Consider the following 16,042-nt stretch of genomic DNA (forward strand, 5'->3'; position numbering starts at 1 on the left):
AAGATTAAATTCCGAAACCCCAATTGCGAAAGCAGTTGGGGTTTTGTTTTTGCGCGCGGAAAAGTTCGTTTCGCCACATTTCTATGCAATAGCTCCGGGCGTGGCTATCATGCGGGCCTCATGGTGAGGCGAGACTTGCATGCTGACGTTGTTAAAGCTTCTTAAGGATGGTCGATTTCACTCGGGCCAAGCTCTGGGTTCTGCCTTGGGTGTCAGTCGCAGTGCTGTATGGAAGCAGCTTCAACAGCTAGAGGCTGAGCTGGGGCTGACCATTCACAAAGTGCGAGGGCGTGGCTATCAATTGTCTGCGCCGCTGACGCTACTTGATCCCGCAGAAATCAAGAAAATGCCGCCGTACCGCGATTGGCCTGTGCTGGTCTTCGACTCAATCGACTCTACGAACGCTGAGGCCCTGCGGGCGATCGAGCGGCTTCAGGCTGCGCCATTTCTGGTGCTCGCTGAGCGGCAGACAGCTGGGCGCGGGCGGCGCGGTCGGAAGTGGGTAAGTCCGTTCGCGGAAAACGTCTACTACAGCCTGGTGCTGCGTATTGATGGTGGGATGCGCCAGCTTGAAGGCCTGAGCCTTGTTGTTGGGCTCGCCGTTATGCAGTCTTTGCGTGAGCTTGGTGTTCCTGGTGTGGGCTTGAAGTGGCCTAACGATGTCTTGGTCGGCCAAAAGAAAATCGCAGGGATATTGCTTGAGTTGGTTGGTGATCCTGCTGATGTGTGTCACGTGGTGCTGGGTGTCGGTATAAATGTGAACATGCAGATGACTGATGAGGTTGATCAGCAGTGGACCTCTATGCGCTTGGAGGCCAGCAGGGCCTTCGATCGTAATCGTTTGGTTGCAGAGCTGGGGGGGATGCTTCAGAAATACCTCGAACAGCATCGGGTCGGCGGGTTTGCAGCAGTCCAGGCTGAGTGGGAGCAAAACCATCTATGGCAGGGGCGCGCAGTGTCGCTAATTGCAGGGGCCAACCAGATCGATGGTGAAGTATTAGGTATCGATAGTCAGGGCGCCTTGCGTCTGAAGGTAGGTGGTGTGGAAAAGGTCTTCAGTGGCGGCGAGCTCAGCTTGAGGTTGCGCAATGATTCTTGAGCTTGACTGTGGAAACAGCTTTATCAAGTGGCGTGTACTCGGCGCGAATGCCTGCCTGCTGGTGGGGGAGGGTGTTGCCGATTCTGATCATGCGCTGATTGACGGTTTGAATGCGCTGGGTGGGTTGTCCTTGAAGTTTTGTCGGCTGGTGAGTGTCCGCACTGCCGAGGAAACTGGTGTGTTAATCGCATTGCTAAAGGCATCCTTTGATGTTTCGGTGGTCTGTGCCACTCCAGTACAGGAAATGTCCGGCGTTCGTAATGGTTACGAAGAATTTGAGCGGCTGGGACTTGATCGCTGGCTCGCCTTGTTGGGGGGGTATCACCTGGCTGCGGGCGCGTGCCTTGTATTGGATTTTGGTACGGCAGTTACAGCGGATTTCGTTGCCGCGGATGGCGAGCATCTTGGTGGGTTCATTTGTCCGGGGATGCCGTTGATGCGTAATCAGCTCCGTACCCATACCCGGAAAATTCGCTATGGCGATGCTGCGGCTGAACGTGCGTTGGAGAACCTTGTCCCGGGTCGTACGACGGTTGAGGCGGTCGAGCGTGGTTGTCTGCTGATGTTGCGTGGTTTCGTTCTCACTCAGCTTGAATTGGCGCGCGACTATTGGGGGCAAGACTTCACGGTCTTTCTTACAGGTGGGGATGCATCCCAGGTCTCGGAGATGGTGTCGCAGGCCAAGGTGGTTCCGGATCTGGTATTTGTTGGCTTGGCCATGGCTTGTCCCTTGCCCTGAGGTCTTTATGCGCTGGTTGTTTTTACTGCTGCTTGTTCTGAACGTCTTTTACTATATCTGGCATCAGCAAGAGGCTCCTTTGCGGGCAAAGGACGTAACGCCTCTGAGTTTATATAAAGGAGGGCAGCAGGATATTCGGCTTCTGAGTGAGGCACCTGACACAGCTAGGGAGAAGGGCAAGGTGGTTCAGGCTGATGGTGGTTGTCTTTACTTGGGTGGTTTTGCTCGGCAGGACGCAGCTCAGGGGCTTGAGCGCAGGTTGACGGGTATGGAAGTCAAGTTTCAAAGTTTGCCCAGGGCGGGCTCGGAAACCGCGTCGTACTGGGTGCGTGTTGCCCCGGAAAGCAGGCGCTGGCTGGATGACCTGCAGCTGATAAACCTTTCTAAAGAATTCAATGAGTTAAAACATAAAATAATGCCTTGCGAGGGGGTTGCGCCTTCCGAATAGTTTGCATAGAATGGCGCCCGCTCCACAGCGAAGACCTAAAGCGGTAAGCGGTGTGAAGCGAAGTCAAAGCAGCTAACCTCAAGATTTTAATGAGAAAATGCTTGACAGAAGGCTGGCATAGTATAGAATGCCGGCTCGCTTAGGAGGGGTTCCCGAGCGGCCAAAGGGATCAGACTGTAAATCTGACGTCTACGACTTCGAAGGTTCGAATCCTTCCCCCTCCACCATTTTAGCGAGAGCTGCAAGCCTCGCGGGTATAGTTTAGTGGTAGAACCTCAGCCTTCCAAGCTGATGATGCGGGTTCGATTCCCGCTACCCGCTCCAAGTTTGCAGGTTTTGCATAGTGTTACGCTCTTGTAGCTCAGTTGGTAGAGCACACCCTTGGTAAGGGTGAGGTCAGCGGTTCAAATCCGCTCAAGAGCTCCATATGACAAGGCAGATATGAAAATATCTGCCTTTGTTTTAATGGCCTGCAGTGGTTGTGTTGGGTTCGGCAGTGTTGTACCGCTGGATTCCTGTATAGACCGGGTCATTGATTAAGCTGTTGTAAAGTCTCCTTCAGGTCAGCATAATGGTCGGCCTGATTTTGTTTTAGGTCAGTAGCTCAATTGGCAGAGCGACGGTCTCCAAAACCGTAGGTTGGGGGTTCGATTCCCTCCTGACCTGCCAGATTCACCAGGTGTATCTGGCTTTCTTTTCACAGGATCTTCATAGATGACTCCTAAAGCTGAAGCTCAAGGCTCTCGCTTCGATCTGCTCAAGTGGCTAGTGGTAGTCGCTTTGGTGGTTGTTGGCGTTGTTGGCAATCAGTACTTCTCTGCTTCGCCGATCCTGTACCGTGTGCTTGCTTTGCTCGTGATTGCTGCTGTCGCTGCGTTTGTGGGTTTGCAGACTGTCAAGGGTAAGTCTTTCTTTGTTCTGGTGAAGGAAGCGCGCACCGAAATTCGTAAAGTCGTATGGCCAACTCGTCAGGAAACCACTCAGACCACGTTGATCGTTGTGGCTGTTGTACTGGTTATGGCGTTGCTGTTGTGGGGTCTTGATTCCCTGCTCGGCTGGCTTGTTTCCTTGATTGTCGGTTAAGGGTGTCCCGTGGCTAAGCGTTGGTATGTTGTTCATGCTTACTCGGGTTACGAGAAGCACGTAATGCGCTCATTGATCGAGCGTGTAAAGCTGGCTGGTATGGAAGATGGCTTCGGCGAGATTCTGGTCCCCACTGAAGAGGTGGTTGAGATGCGGAATGGCCAGAAGCGCAAAAGTGAGCGCAAATTCTTTCCAGGCTATGTGTTGGTCCAAATGGATATGAACGAGGGTACTTGGCACTTGGTCAAGGATACTCCTCGTGTCATGGGCTTTATCGGTGGGACCGCTGATAAACCTGCGCCGATTACTGACAAAGAAGCAGAGGCAATTCTGCGTCGTGTCGCTGATGGTAGCGATAAGCCGAAGCCTAAGACTCTGTTTGAGCCGGGTGAGACTGTTCGTGTCAACGACGGTCCGTTCGCTGACTTTAATGGCGTTGTTGAAGAAGTTAACTACGAAAAGAGCCGGATCCAAGTGGCAGTGCTCATTTTCGGTCGCTCTACTCCGGTAGAGTTGGAGTTCAGCCAGGTCGAAAAGGTCTAGTTGAGCAAGCATCCCAACCCCGCAGCCATAGGCTGTGGGGTTTTGTCGTCACTGGGATAAACGCGCAAGCAACCGGGGAGCCTTTCGAGGCGTTTGAACCCGTAATTGGAGTGCCTCATGGCCAAGAAGATTACCGCTTACATCAAGCTGCAAGTGAAGGCCGCTCAGGCTAACCCAAGCCCACCTGTTGGTCCTGCTCTGGGTCAGCACGGCGTGAACATCATGGAATTCTGCAAGGCTTTCAACGCCCGTACTCAGGGTCTTGAGCCAGGTCTGCCGACTCCAGTGATCATCACTGTTTACAGCGACCGTAGCTTCACGTTCGAAACCAAATCCACCCCTGCTTCGGTTCTGCTGAAGAAGGCGGCAGGTCTGACCAGCGGTTCCGCTCGTCCGAACACCGTTAAGGTTGGCACCGTAACTCGTGCTCAGCTGGAAGAAATCGCGAAAACCAAAAACGCGGATCTGACTGCAGCTGATATGGAAGCAGCCGTGCGTACTATCGCCGGTTCTGCTCGTAGCATGGGCCTTAACGTGGAGGGTGTGTAATGGCTAAGCTGACCAAGCGTCAAAAGGCTATCGCCGGCAAAATCGAAGCAGGCAAGGCCTACAACATTGTAGACGCCGCTGCACTGCTGGCCGAGCTGTCGACTGTCAAGTTCAGCGAGTCGTTCGACGTTGCTGTAAACCTGGGCGTTGACCCACGTAAATCCGACCAGGTCGTTCGTAGCGCTACCGTGCTGCCGCACGGCACTGGCAAGACCGTTCGCGTTGCCGTGTTCACCCAGGGTCCAGCTGCTGAGGCCGCTCTGGCTGCCGGCGCTGACCGTGTAGGTATGGACGAACTGGCTGCCGAAATGAAAGGTGGCGACCTGAACTATGACGTAGTGATTGCATCTCCTGATGCAATGCGTGTCGTAGGTCAGCTGGGTCAGATCCTCGGTCCACGTGGTCTGATGCCTAACCCTAAAGTCGGCACCGTAACGCCAGACGTAGCTACCGCGGTTAAAAACGCCAAGGCTGGTCAGGTTCGTTATCGCACCGATAAAAACGGCATCATCCACACTTCCGTTGGCAAGATCGGCTTCGACGCCGTCAAGCTGAAGGAAAACGTTGAAGCCCTGATCGCTGACCTGAAGCGTATCAAGCCAGCTTCTTCGAAAGGTATCTACGTCAAGCGCGTAACCCTGAGCACCACCATGGGCCCAGGTCTGGTGATCGACCAGAGCTCGCTGGACGCGTAAGACGCGAATTGGCGCAAGCGATTGCGCCAATTGAAAAATTGGGGTCCCTGCCTGGCGGGGGCTGTCCAAGACCGTAGGCGACGAAAGTCTTAAACCACAAGCCTACGCAGATGGTGCTCCCGGTTCCTTACCGAATCAGACACCAAAACGACATCCGGTTTCGACTGGATGAAACGGTAACAAGCAGGAGTTAAACCCGTGGCAATTAAACTCGAAGACAAGAAGGCCATCGTCGCTGAAGTCAACGAGGCTGCCAAAGTCGCTCTGTCCGCTGTCGTGGCTGATGCCCGTGGCGTAACAGTAGGCGCAATGACCGGACTCCGTAAAGAGGCTCGTGAAGCTGGCGTTTATGTACGTGTCGTACGTAACACCCTGCTTAAGCGCGCTGTTGATGGCACTGAGTTCAGTGTTCTCAACGACGTGTTCACCGGCCCTACCCTGATCGCTTTCTCCAACGAACACCCGGGCGCTGCTGCTCGTCTGTTCAAAGAGTTCGCCAAGGGTCAGGACAAGTTCGAGATCAAGGCAGCTGCGTTTGATGGCAAGTTCCTTGCCGCTAACCAGATCGACGTGTTGGCTACTTTGCCGACCCGCGACGAAGCTATTGCGAAACTGATGAGCGTGATCCAAGGCGCTACCAGCAAGCTGGCTCGTACCCTGGCAGCCGTTCGCGACCAGAAAGAAGCTGCTGCAGCCTAAGGCGCAGTCGAATCTTTCAAAATCATATGTTTAATTTGATGGCTGCGTAGGCTGTCACCCCAATACAGGATTCAAGTCATGTCTCTGACTAACGAACAAATCATCGAAGCAATCGGCCAGAAAACCGTTCTGGAAGTTGTTGAGCTGATCAAAGCAATGGAAGAAACCTTCGGCGTGACCGCTGCTGTTGCTGCTGCTGGTCCAGCTGCTGCTGCCGCTGTTGTTGAAGAGCAAACCGAGTTCAACGTTGTTCTGGTTGAAGCCGGCGAGAAGAAAGTAAACGTGATCAAGGCAGTTCGTGAACTGACCGGTCTGGGCCTGAAAGAAGCCAAAGAGAAAGTCGACGGCGCTCCTCAGGTTGTAGCTGAAGGCGTTTCGAAAGAAGCTGCTGAAGACGCTAAGAAGAAGCTGGAAGAAGCAGGCGCTAAAGTCGAGCTGAAGTAAGCATCGACTTTGCTCCTCCAGCCCGAGCGTCAAGCGAAAGGCTGATGGCTGGTGGCTTTTGCCACCGGCCTTTTTCCGTTATTGGCGCTCGACTGGGTCGGCGCCTATAACGAGCTGTACCACCCGATGCGGTGGCGCAAACCATGGGGTTTGCACGATTTTCTGGCTACTCCCGTCGGGAGGGCCAAACAAGCAGGTGACCAAGCTGGGGAACGCTGATGGCTTACTCATACACTGAGAAAAAACGTATCCGCAAGGACTTTAGCAAGTTGCCGGACGTCATGGATGTGCCTTACCTCCTGGCCATCCAGCTGGATTCGTATCGTGAATTCTTGCAAGCGGGAGCGACTAAAGATCAGTTCCGCGACGTGGGCCTGCATGCGGCCTTCAAATCCGTTTTCCCGATCATCAGCTACTCCGGCAATGCTGCGCTGGAGTACGTCGGTTATCGTCTGGGCGAACCGGCATTTGATGTCAAAGAATGCGTATTGCGCGGTGTAACTTACGCCGTACCTTTGCGGGTAAAAGTGCGCCTGATCATTTTCGACAAAGAATCGTCGAACAAAGCGATCAAGGACATCAAAGAGCAAGAAGTCTACATGGGTGAAATCCCCCTGATGACTGAAAACGGTACCTTCGTAATCAACGGTACCGAGCGTGTGATCGTTTCCCAGCTGCACCGTTCTCCGGGTGTGTTCTTCGACCACGACCGTGGCAAGACGCACAGCTCCGGTAAGCTGCTGTACTCCGCGCGCATCATTCCTTACCGCGGTTCGTGGCTGGACTTCGAGTTCGACCCGAAAGACTGCGTATTCGTGCGTATCGACCGTCGTCGCAAGCTGCCTGCATCGGTATTGCTGCGCGCGCTCGGCTACACCACTGAAGAAGTGCTGGACGCGTTCTACACCACCAACGTATTCCACCTGAGCGGCGAAACGCTCAGTCTGGAACTGGTGCCTTCCCGCCTGCGTGGCGAAGTTGCTGTTCTGGACATCCAGGATGCCAGCGGCAAAGTCATCGTTGAGCAGGGTCGTCGTATTACCGCGCGCCACATCAACCAGATCGAAAAAGCCGGCATCAAGATGCTGGACGTGCCTCTGGACTACGTCCTGGGTCGTACTACCGCCAAGGCGATCGTGCATCCGGCTACCGGCGAAATCCTGGCCGAGTGCAACACCGAGCTGAGCACCGAGATTCTGGCAAAAATCGCCAAGGCTCAGGTCGTTCGCGTCGAGACGCTGTACACCAACGACATCGACTGCGGTCCGTTCATCTCCGATACGCTGAAGATCGACTCCACCAGCAACCAATTGGAAGCGCTGGTCGAGATCTATCGCATGATGCGTCCAGGCGAGCCGCCAACCAAAGACGCTGCCGAAACGCTGTTCAACAACCTGTTCTTCAGTCCTGAGCGCTATGACCTGTCCGCGGTCGGCCGGATGAAGTTCAACCGTCGTATCGGTCGTACCGAAATCGAAGGTTCGGGCGTGCTGTGCAAGGAAGACATCGTCGCGGTACTGAAGACTCTGGTCGACATCCGTAACGGTAAAGGAATCGTCGATGACATCGACCACCTGGGTAACCGTCGTGTTCGCTGTGTAGGCGAGATGGCCGAGAACCAGTTCCGCGTTGGCCTGGTGCGTGTTGAGCGTGCGGTCAAAGAGCGTCTGTCGATGGCGGAAAGCGAAGGCCTGATGCCGCAAGACCTCATCAACGCCAAGCCAGTGGCTGCGGCGGTCAAAGAGTTCTTCGGTTCCAGCCAGCTGTCCCAGTTCATGGACCAGAACAACCCGCTGTCCGAAATTACCCACAAGCGTCGTGTTTCCGCACTCGGCCCAGGTGGTTTGACTCGTGAGCGCGCCGGCTTTGAAGTTCGTGACGTACACCCGACTCACTACGGTCGCGTATGCCCGATTGAAACGCCGGAAGGTCCGAACATCGGTCTGATCAACTCCCTGGCTGCGTATGCGCGCACCAACCAGTACGGCTTCCTCGAGAGCCCGTACCGCGTGGTGAAAGACGCTCTGGTCACTGACGACATCGTATTCCTCTCCGCCATCGAAGAAGCTGATCACGTGATCGCTCAGGCTTCGGCCACGATGAACGAGAAGAAGTACCTGGTCGATGAGCTGGTAGCCGTTCGTCACCTGAACGAGTTCACCGTCAAGGCGCCAGAAGACGTCACCTTGATGGACGTATCGCCGAAGCAGGTTGTTTCGGTTGCAGCGTCGCTGATCCCGTTCCTCGAGCACGACGACGCCAACCGTGCGTTGATGGGTTCGAACATGCAGCGTCAAGCTGTACCAACCCTGCGTGCTGACAAGCCGCTGGTAGGTACCGGTATGGAGCGTAACGTGGCTCGCGACTCCGGCGTTTGCGTCGTGGCTCGTCGTGGCGGCGTGATCGACTCTGTCGACGCCAGCCGTATTGTTGTTCGTGTTGCAGATGACGAAGTTGAAACCGGTGAAGCCGGTGTGGACATCTACAACCTGACCAAATACACCCGCTCCAACCAGAACACCTGCATCAACCAGCGTCCGCTGGTGCGTAAAGGTGATCGGGTTCAGCGCAGCGACATCATGGCCGACGGTCCGTCCACCGACATGGGTGAACTGGCTCTGGGTCAGAACATGCGCATCGCGTTCATGGCATGGAACGGCTTCAACTTCGAAGACTCCATCTGCCTGTCCGAGCGTGTGGTTCAGGAAGACCGTTTCACCACGATCCACATTCAGGAACTGACCTGTGTGGCGCGTGACACCAAGCTTGGCCCAGAGGAAATCACTGCGGACATCCCGAACGTGGGTGAGGCTGCACTGAACAAGCTGGACGAAGCCGGTATCGTGTACGTTGGTGCCGAAGTTGGCCCGGGCGACATCCTGGTTGGTAAGGTCACTCCGAAAGGCGAGACCCAACTGACTCCGGAAGAGAAACTGCTGCGCGCGATCTTCGGTGAGAAGGCCAGCGACGTTAAAGACACTTCCCTGCGCGTACCAACCGGTACCAAGGGTACTGTCATCGACGTTCAGGTCTTCACCCGCGATGGCGTTGAGCGCGACAGCCGTGCCCTGTCCATCGAGAAGAGCCAGCTCGACGAGATCCGCAAGGATCTGAACGAAGAGTTCCGTATCGTTGAAGGCGCTACCTTCGAGCGTCTGCGTTCCGCTCTGGTCGGCCACGTAGCCGAAGGTGGCGCAGGTCTGAAGAAAGGTCAGGTCATCTCTGATGAAGTCCTCGACGGTCTTGAGCATGGTCAGTGGTTCAAACTGCGCATGGCTGAAGATGCTCTGAACGAGCAGCTCGAGAAGGCTCAGGCCTACATCGTTGATCGCCGCCGTCTGCTGGACGACAAGTTCGAAGACAAGAAGCGCAAACTGCAGCAGGGCGATGACCTGGCTCCAGGCGTGCTGAAAATCGTCAAGGTGTACCTGGCAATCCGTCGTCGCATCCAGCCGGGCGACAAGATGGCCGGTCGTCACGGTAACAAGGGTGTGGTCTCCGTGATCATGCCGGTTGAAGACATGCCGCACGATGCCAACGGCACACCGGTCGATGTGGTCCTCAACCCGTTGGGCGTACCTTCGCGTATGAACGTTGGTCAGATTCTCGAAACCCACCTGGGCTTGGCGGCCAAAGGTCTGGGCGAGAAGATCAACCGCATGGTCGAAGAGCAGCGTAAGGTCGCTGAACTGCGCACCTTCCTGGATGAGATCTACAACCAGATCGGTGGTCGTAACGAAGCGCTGGATACGTTCTCCGACCAGGAAATCCTGGATCTGGCTCAGAACCTGCGCAACGGTGTTCCTATGGCCACTCCGGTATTCGACGGTGCCAAGGAAGTTGAAATCAAGGCCATGCTGAAACTGGCTGATCTGCCAGAAAGCGGCCAGATGCAGCTGACCGACGGCCGTACCGGCAACAAATTCGAGCGCCCGGTTACCGTTGGCTACATGTACATGCTGAAGCTGAACCACTTGGTAGACGACAAGATGCACGCGCGTTCTACCGGTTCGTACAGCCTGGTTACCCAGCAGCCGCTGGGTGGTAAGGCGCAGTTCGGTGGTCAGCGTTTCGGGGAGATGGAGGTCTGGGCACTGGAAGCATACGGTGCTGCATACACTCTGCAAGAAATGCTCACAGTGAAGTCGGACGATGTGAACGGTCGGACCAAGATGTACAAAAACATCGTGGACGGCGATCACCGTATGGAGCCGGGCATGCCCGAGTCCTTCAACGTGTTGATCAAAGAAATTCGTTCCCTCGGCATCGATATCGATCTGGAAACCGAATAACACGTGACGCGAATCGAGAGCGGGGCAGGATTGCCCGCTCTCTGCTCCGCCAGGAGGAAAGGCCTTGAAAGACCTACTGAATTTGCTGAAAAACCAGGGTCAAGTCGAAGAGTTCGATGCCATCCGTATCGGATTGGCATCGCCTGAGATGATCCGTTCGTGGTCGTTCGGTGAAGTTAAAAAGCCGGAAACCATCAACTACCGTACGTTCAAGCCTGAGCGTGACGGTCTGTTCTGCGCCAAGATCTTTGGCCCGGTAAAGGATTACGAGTGCCTGTGCGGTAAGTACAAGCGCTTGAAGCACCGCGGTGTGATCTGCGAGAAGTGCGGCGTTGAAGTTGCGCTGGCAAAAGTTCGTCGTGAGCGCATGGCGCACATTGAACTGGCATCGCCGGTTGCCCACATCTGGTTCCTGAAGTCGCTGCCGTCCCGTATCGGGTTGCTGATGGACATGACCCTGCGTGATATCGAGCGCGTTCTCTACTTCGAGAGCTACGTCGTTATCGACCCAGGCATGACCACCCTTGAAAAAGGTCAGCTGCTGAACGACGAGCAGTACTTCGAAGCCCTCGAAGAATTCGGTGACGATTTCGATGCCCGCATGGGTGCCGAAGCTGTCCGCGAACTACTGCACGCCATCGATCTGGAACACGAGATTGGCCGTCTGCGTGAAGAAATTCCGCAAACCAACTCCGAAACCAAAATCAAGAAGCTGTCCAAGCGTCTGAAGTTGATGGAAGCCTTCCAGGGTTCCGGCAACCTGCCAGAGTGGATGGTGTTGACCGTTCTGCCGGTTCTGCCGCCAGATCTGCGTCCACTGGTCCCACTGGATGGCGGTCGTTTCGCGACTTCCGACCTCAACGATCTGTATCGTCGAGTGATCAACCGTAACAACCGCTTGAAGCGTCTGCTCGATCTGTCCGCTCCGGACATCATCGTGCGCAACGAAAAGCGTATGTTGCAGGAAGCTGTCGACGCACTGCTCGACAACGGTCGTCGTGGCCGCGCTATCACCGGTTCCAACAAGCGCCCTCTGAAATCCCTGGCTGACATGATCAAGGGTAAGCAAGGTCGTTTCCGTCAGAACCTGCTCGGTAAGCGTGTTGACTACTCCGGTCGTTCGGTAATTACCGTAGGTCCGACCCTGCGTCTGCACCAGTGCGGTCTGCCGAAGAAAATGGCTCTCGAGCTGTTCAAGCCGTTCATTTTCGGCAAGCTGGAAATGCGTGGTCTCGCAACCACCATCAAGGCCGCCAAAAAGATGGTCGAGCGCGAGCTGCCGGAAGTTTGGGACGTTCTCGCTGAAGTGATTCGCGAACACCCGGTCCTGCTCAACCGTGCACCGACCCTTCACCGTCTGGGTATCCAGGCGTTTGAACCGGTACTGATCGAAGGTAAGGCTATCCAGTTGCACCCGCTGGTCTGTGCTGCGTACAACGCCGACTTCGACGGCGACCAAATGGCCGTGCACGTACCGCTGACACTGGAAGCCCAACTGGAAGCGCGTGCGTTGATGATGTCGACCAACAACATTCTGTCGCCAGCCAACGGTGAGCCGATCATCGTTCCGTCGCAGGACGTTGTATTGGGTCTGTACTACATGACTCGTGAAGCGATCAACGCCAAGGGCGAAGGTCGTGTGTTCGCGGATCTGCAGGAAGTTGACCGCGTATTCCGCGCTGGCGAAGCCGCGCTGCACGCGAAAGTCAAAGTGCGGATCAACGAAACTGTTAACGATCGTGATGGCGGCAGCGTGACCAGCACCCGTATCGTCGACACCACCGTCGGCCGTGCGCTGTTGTTCCAGGTCGTACCAAAAGGTCTGTCTTTCGACGTCGTCAACTTGCCGATGAAGAAAAAGGCGATCTCGAAGCTGATCAACCAGTGCTACCGCGTGGTTGGTCTGAAAGAGACCGTGATCTTCGCTGACCAGTTGATGTACACCGGTTTTGCCTATTCGACCATTTCCGGCGTTTCCATCGGTGTTAACGACTTCGTTATCCCTGATGAAAAAGCCCGCATCATCGGTACCGCTACCGACGAAGTGAAAGAGATCGAAAGCCAGTACGCTTCCGGCCTGGTAACCCAGGGCGAGAAGTACAACAAGGTGATCGACCTCTGGTCCAAGGCGAACGACGAAGTTTCCAAGGCGATGATGGCCAACCTCTCGAAAGAGAAAGTCATCGACCGTCACGGTGACGAAGTCGACCAGGAATCCTTCAACTCGATGTACATGATGGCCGACTCGGGTGCGCGGGGTTCTGCTGCGCAGATCCGTCAGCTCGCCGGTATGCGTGGTCTGATGGCCAAGCCGGACGGTTCCATCATCGAGACGCCGATTACTGCGAACTTCCGTGAAGGTTTGAGCGTACTTCAGTACTTCATCTCCACTCACGGTGCTCGTAAGGGTCTGGCGGATACCGCTTTGAAGACTGCGAACTCCGGTTACCTGACTCGTCGTCTGGTAGACGTGGCGCAGGATCTGGTTGTAACCGAGATCGATTGCGGCACTGAGCACGGCCTGCTGATGACTCCGCACATTGAAGGCGGTGACGTTGTAGAGCCGCTGGGTGAGCGCGTATTGGGTCGTGTTATCGCCCGTGATGTATTCAAGCCAGGTACCGAGGACGTCATCGTTCCTGCCGGCACGCTGGTTGACGAGAAGTGGGTTGAGTTCATCGAGCTAAACAGCATCGACGAAGTGATCGTGCGTTCGCCGATCAGCTGCGAAACCCGCTATGGCATTTGCGCCAAGTGCTACGGCCGTGATCTGGCTCGTGGTCACCAGGTGAACATCGGTGAATCGGTCGGCGTTATCGCTGCCCAGTCCATTGGTGAGCCGGGTACCCAGCTGACAATGCGTACGTTCCACATCGGTGGTGCTGCAAGCCGGACCTCCGCAGCCGACAGCGTTCAGGTGAAGAATGGCGGTACCGTCCGTCTGCACAACCTGAAGCACGTTGAGCGAGCAGATGGTCACCTGGTGGCGGTATCCCGTTCCGGTGAGCTGGCTATCGCTGATGACTTCGGTCGTGAGCGCGAGCGTTACAAGCTGCCATACGGTGCTGTGATTTCGGTTAAAGAAGGTGACAAGGTCGACGCCGGCGCCATCGTGGCCAAGTGGGATCCGCACACTCACCCGATCGTTACCGAAATGAAAGGTACCGTGACCTACGTGGGTATGGAAGAAGGCATCACGATCAAGCGTCAGACTGACGAATTGACCGGTATGACCAACATTGAAGTACTTGATCCGAAAGATCGTCCAGCTGCTGGCAAGGATATCCGTCCTGCCGTGAAGATGGTCGACGACAACGGCAAGGATCTGTTGCTGCCAGGCACTGACGTTATCGCTCAGTACTTCCTGCCAGCTAACGCCTTGGTCGGTGTTGCGGACGGTGCGAAAATCGCGATCGGTGACGTTATTGCGCGTATTCCGCAAGAAACTTCGAAGACTCGTGACATCACCGGTGGTCTGCCGCGTGTTGCCGACTTGTTCGAAGCTCGTCGTCCGAAAGAGGCTTCGATTCTGGCGGAAGTCAGCGGTACCATCGCATTCGGTAAAGAGACCAAAGGCAAGCGCCGTCTGGTCATTACCCCGAACGACGGTAGCGATCCGTATGAGGAGCTGATTCCGAAGTGGCGTCACCTGAACGTCTTCGAAGGCGAACAAGTGAACCGCGGCGAAGTTATCTCCGACGGTCCAAGCGATCCACACGACATCCTGCGTCTGCTGGGTGTGAGTGCGCTGGCCAAGTACATCGTTAACGAGATCCAGGACGTTTACCGTCTGCAAGGCGTGAAGATCAACGACAAGCACATCGAGACCATCCTGCGTCAGATGCTGCGTAAAGTTGAGATCTCCGAGTCCGGCGACTCCAGCTTCATCAAGGGCGACCAGATGGAACTGACTCACGTACTGGTAGAGAACGAGCGTCTGAACGCGGAAGACAAGTTTGTCGCCAAGTTCACCCGCGTTCTGCTGGGTATCACCAAGGCGTCGTTGTCCACCGAATCGTTCATCTCGGCGGCTTCCTTCCAGGAAACCACTCGCGTACTGACCGAGGCGGCGGTAACCGGCAAGCGCGATTATCTGCGCGGCCTGAAAGAAAACGTAGTCGTGGGTCGCCTGATCCCGGCTGGTACCGGTCTGGCTTATCACAGCGAGCGTAAGCGTCGCCGTGATGCAGACAAACCGTTGCGCGTTAGCGCCAGTGAAGTGGAAGCTGCACTGACCGAAGCGCTGAACTCGAGCGGTAACTGAGTTCTGCGGTAAATAAGCGTTAGGCCCTGGCCGCTCCGTTCATCGAATCCAGACAAATTGTCGAGGTTGGATATGCGGGGAGGGCGGGGCCTTGCCTTGACTGGGGGCAGGATCCTCTTTAGACTCTTGTACCCCTAAATTTGGCGGGGATTCGTTCCTGCCATTTTGCTTTTCTTGCAAGACAATAGCGTCGCAAGACAACAGTGGAGCTAGTAGATGGCAACTATCAACCAGCTGGTACGTCAGCCGCGTAAGCGTATCGTCGAGAAATCCGACGTGCCTGCGCTGCAGAACTGCCCGCAACGTCGTGGCGTGTGCACCCGTGTGTACACCACCACGCCGAAAAAACCTAACTCGGCACTGCGTAAAGTATGCCGTGTGCGTCTGACCAACGGTTTCGAGGTTTCCTCGTACATCGGTGGTGAAGGCCACAACCTGCAAGAGCACAGCGTGGTACTGATCCGCGGCGGTCGTGTAAAAGACTTGCCAGGTGTTCGTTACCACACCGTTCGCGGTTCTTTGGATACTTCCGGCGTTAAAGGTCGTAACCAGGGTCGTTCGAAGTACGGTACCAAGCGTCCGAAGTAATCGGCCGCTCTGCAGTTATCTATTTTATTGAGTCGATAAGAGTAAGGTCGGGCACGCATCTCTCGAGATCTGTTCCGAACTAACCTGAAGACCGTTTGAGGGCTTATCAATGCCAAGACGTCGCGTAGCAGCAAAGCGTGAGATTCTGGACGATCCGAAATACGGAAGCCAAATCCTCGCCAAATTCATGAACCACGTTATGGAAAGCGGCAAGAAAGCCGTTGCCGAGCGTATCGTTTATGGTGCCCTGGAAACCGTTGCGGCTCGTAAGACCGGCACCGATCCCCTGGAACTCTTCGAAAAAGCACTCGACGCCATCGCTCCGCTGGTCGAAGTGAAGTCGCGCCGCGTTGGTGGTGCTACTTACCAGGTTCCGGTCGAGGTTCGTCCTTCCCGTCGTAACGCTCTGGCAATGCGCTGGTTGGTAGACTTCGCCCGTAAGCGTGGCGAGAAGTCTATGGCTCTGCGTTTGGCTGGCGAACTGCTGGATGCCGCTGAAGGTAAAGGTGCTGCAGTTAAGAAGCGTGAAGACGTGCACCGTATGGCTGAAGCCAACAAGGCTTTCTCGCACTACCGCTTCTAATTTTAGCGTCACTCAT

At 55.5% G+C, this 16,042-nt stretch carries 13 protein-coding genes and 4 tRNA genes; all 17 read left to right on the forward strand.

Annotated features, from left to right (window positions below):
- The first annotated feature begins 139 nt into the window (after window positions 1–139).
- Window positions 140–1,099: a bifunctional biotin--[acetyl-CoA-carboxylase] ligase/biotin operon repressor BirA gene (gene birA / locus HNO86_RS11275; protein WP_175377077.1), complete on the forward strand. Its 960-nt coding sequence runs from the start codon at window positions 140–142 to the stop codon at window positions 1,097–1,099.
- A complete protein-coding gene (locus HNO86_RS11280) occupies window positions 1,089–1,838 on the forward strand; it encodes a pantothenate kinase (RefSeq protein ID WP_175377078.1) in 750 nt (249 codons plus the stop codon). The genes birA and HNO86_RS11280 overlap by 11 nt, the downstream gene beginning before the upstream one ends.
- 7 nt (window positions 1,839–1,845) lie before the next feature.
- The gene (locus HNO86_RS11285; protein ID WP_175377079.1) at window positions 1,846–2,286 is read left to right on the forward strand and encodes a hypothetical protein; all 441 of its coding nucleotides are present in this window, start codon (window positions 1,846–1,848) and stop codon (window positions 2,284–2,286) included.
- Between the two features lie 142 nt (window positions 2,287–2,428).
- Window positions 2,429–2,513 (forward strand) — tRNA-Tyr (locus HNO86_RS11290).
- 23 nt (window positions 2,514–2,536) lie between these two features.
- Window positions 2,537–2,610 (forward strand) — tRNA-Gly (locus tag HNO86_RS11295).
- Window positions 2,611–2,636: 26 nt separating this feature from the next.
- Window positions 2,637–2,712, forward strand: a tRNA-Thr gene (locus tag HNO86_RS11300).
- Between the two features lie 167 nt (window positions 2,713–2,879).
- A tRNA-Trp gene (locus tag HNO86_RS11305) sits at window positions 2,880–2,955 on the forward strand.
- Window positions 2,956–3,000: 45 nt separating this feature from the next.
- Entirely contained in the window at window positions 3,001–3,369 is a 369-nt protein-coding gene (gene secE / locus HNO86_RS11310; RefSeq protein ID WP_110965138.1) for a preprotein translocase subunit SecE, read from the forward strand.
- 9 nt (window positions 3,370–3,378) lie between these two features.
- Window positions 3,379–3,912: a transcription termination/antitermination protein NusG gene (gene nusG / locus HNO86_RS11315; protein WP_007957598.1), complete on the forward strand. Its 534-nt coding sequence runs from the start codon at window positions 3,379–3,381 to the stop codon at window positions 3,910–3,912.
- A gap of 117 nt (window positions 3,913–4,029) precedes the next feature.
- Window positions 4,030–4,461 carry a 50S ribosomal protein L11 gene (rplK, locus tag HNO86_RS11320; protein WP_007933726.1) on the forward strand — a complete coding sequence of 144 codons (432 nt, stop codon included), beginning with the start codon at window positions 4,030–4,032 and terminating at the stop codon, window positions 4,459–4,461.
- Window positions 4,461–5,156, forward strand: coding sequence for a 50S ribosomal protein L1 (rplA, locus tag HNO86_RS11325; protein WP_166226257.1), 696 nt, complete (start codon window positions 4,461–4,463; stop codon window positions 5,154–5,156). The genes rplK and rplA overlap by 1 nt, the downstream gene beginning before the upstream one ends.
- 198 nt (window positions 5,157–5,354) lie before the next feature.
- On the forward strand, window positions 5,355–5,855 hold the full coding sequence (rplJ, locus tag HNO86_RS11330; protein WP_175377080.1) for a 50S ribosomal protein L10: 501 nt from the start codon (window positions 5,355–5,357) through the stop codon (window positions 5,853–5,855).
- A gap of 78 nt (window positions 5,856–5,933) precedes the next feature.
- Window positions 5,934–6,299: a 50S ribosomal protein L7/L12 gene (gene rplL / locus HNO86_RS11335; RefSeq protein WP_007957596.1), complete on the forward strand. Its 366-nt coding sequence runs from the start codon at window positions 5,934–5,936 to the stop codon at window positions 6,297–6,299.
- A 218-nt stretch (window positions 6,300–6,517) separates the two neighbouring features.
- Window positions 6,518–10,591, forward strand: coding sequence for a DNA-directed RNA polymerase subunit beta (gene rpoB / locus HNO86_RS11340; protein WP_175377081.1), 4,074 nt, complete (start codon window positions 6,518–6,520; stop codon window positions 10,589–10,591).
- Between the two features lie 64 nt (window positions 10,592–10,655).
- Window positions 10,656–14,855: a DNA-directed RNA polymerase subunit beta' gene (gene rpoC / locus HNO86_RS11345; RefSeq protein WP_175377082.1), complete on the forward strand. Its 4,200-nt coding sequence runs from the start codon at window positions 10,656–10,658 to the stop codon at window positions 14,853–14,855.
- Between the two features lie 216 nt (window positions 14,856–15,071).
- Window positions 15,072–15,443: a 30S ribosomal protein S12 gene (gene rpsL, locus HNO86_RS11350; RefSeq protein WP_003186084.1), complete on the forward strand. Its 372-nt coding sequence runs from the start codon at window positions 15,072–15,074 to the stop codon at window positions 15,441–15,443.
- A gap of 109 nt (window positions 15,444–15,552) precedes the next feature.
- The gene (rpsG, locus tag HNO86_RS11355) at window positions 15,553–16,026 is read left to right on the forward strand and encodes a 30S ribosomal protein S7 (protein WP_007957592.1); all 474 of its coding nucleotides are present in this window, start codon (window positions 15,553–15,555) and stop codon (window positions 16,024–16,026) included.
- The last annotated feature ends 16 nt before the right edge of the window (window positions 16,027–16,042 follow it).

It is taken from the genome of Pseudomonas sp. C1C7 (assembly GCF_013359595.1).
Classification (GTDB): domain Bacteria; phylum Pseudomonadota; class Gammaproteobacteria; order Pseudomonadales; family Pseudomonadaceae; genus Aquipseudomonas.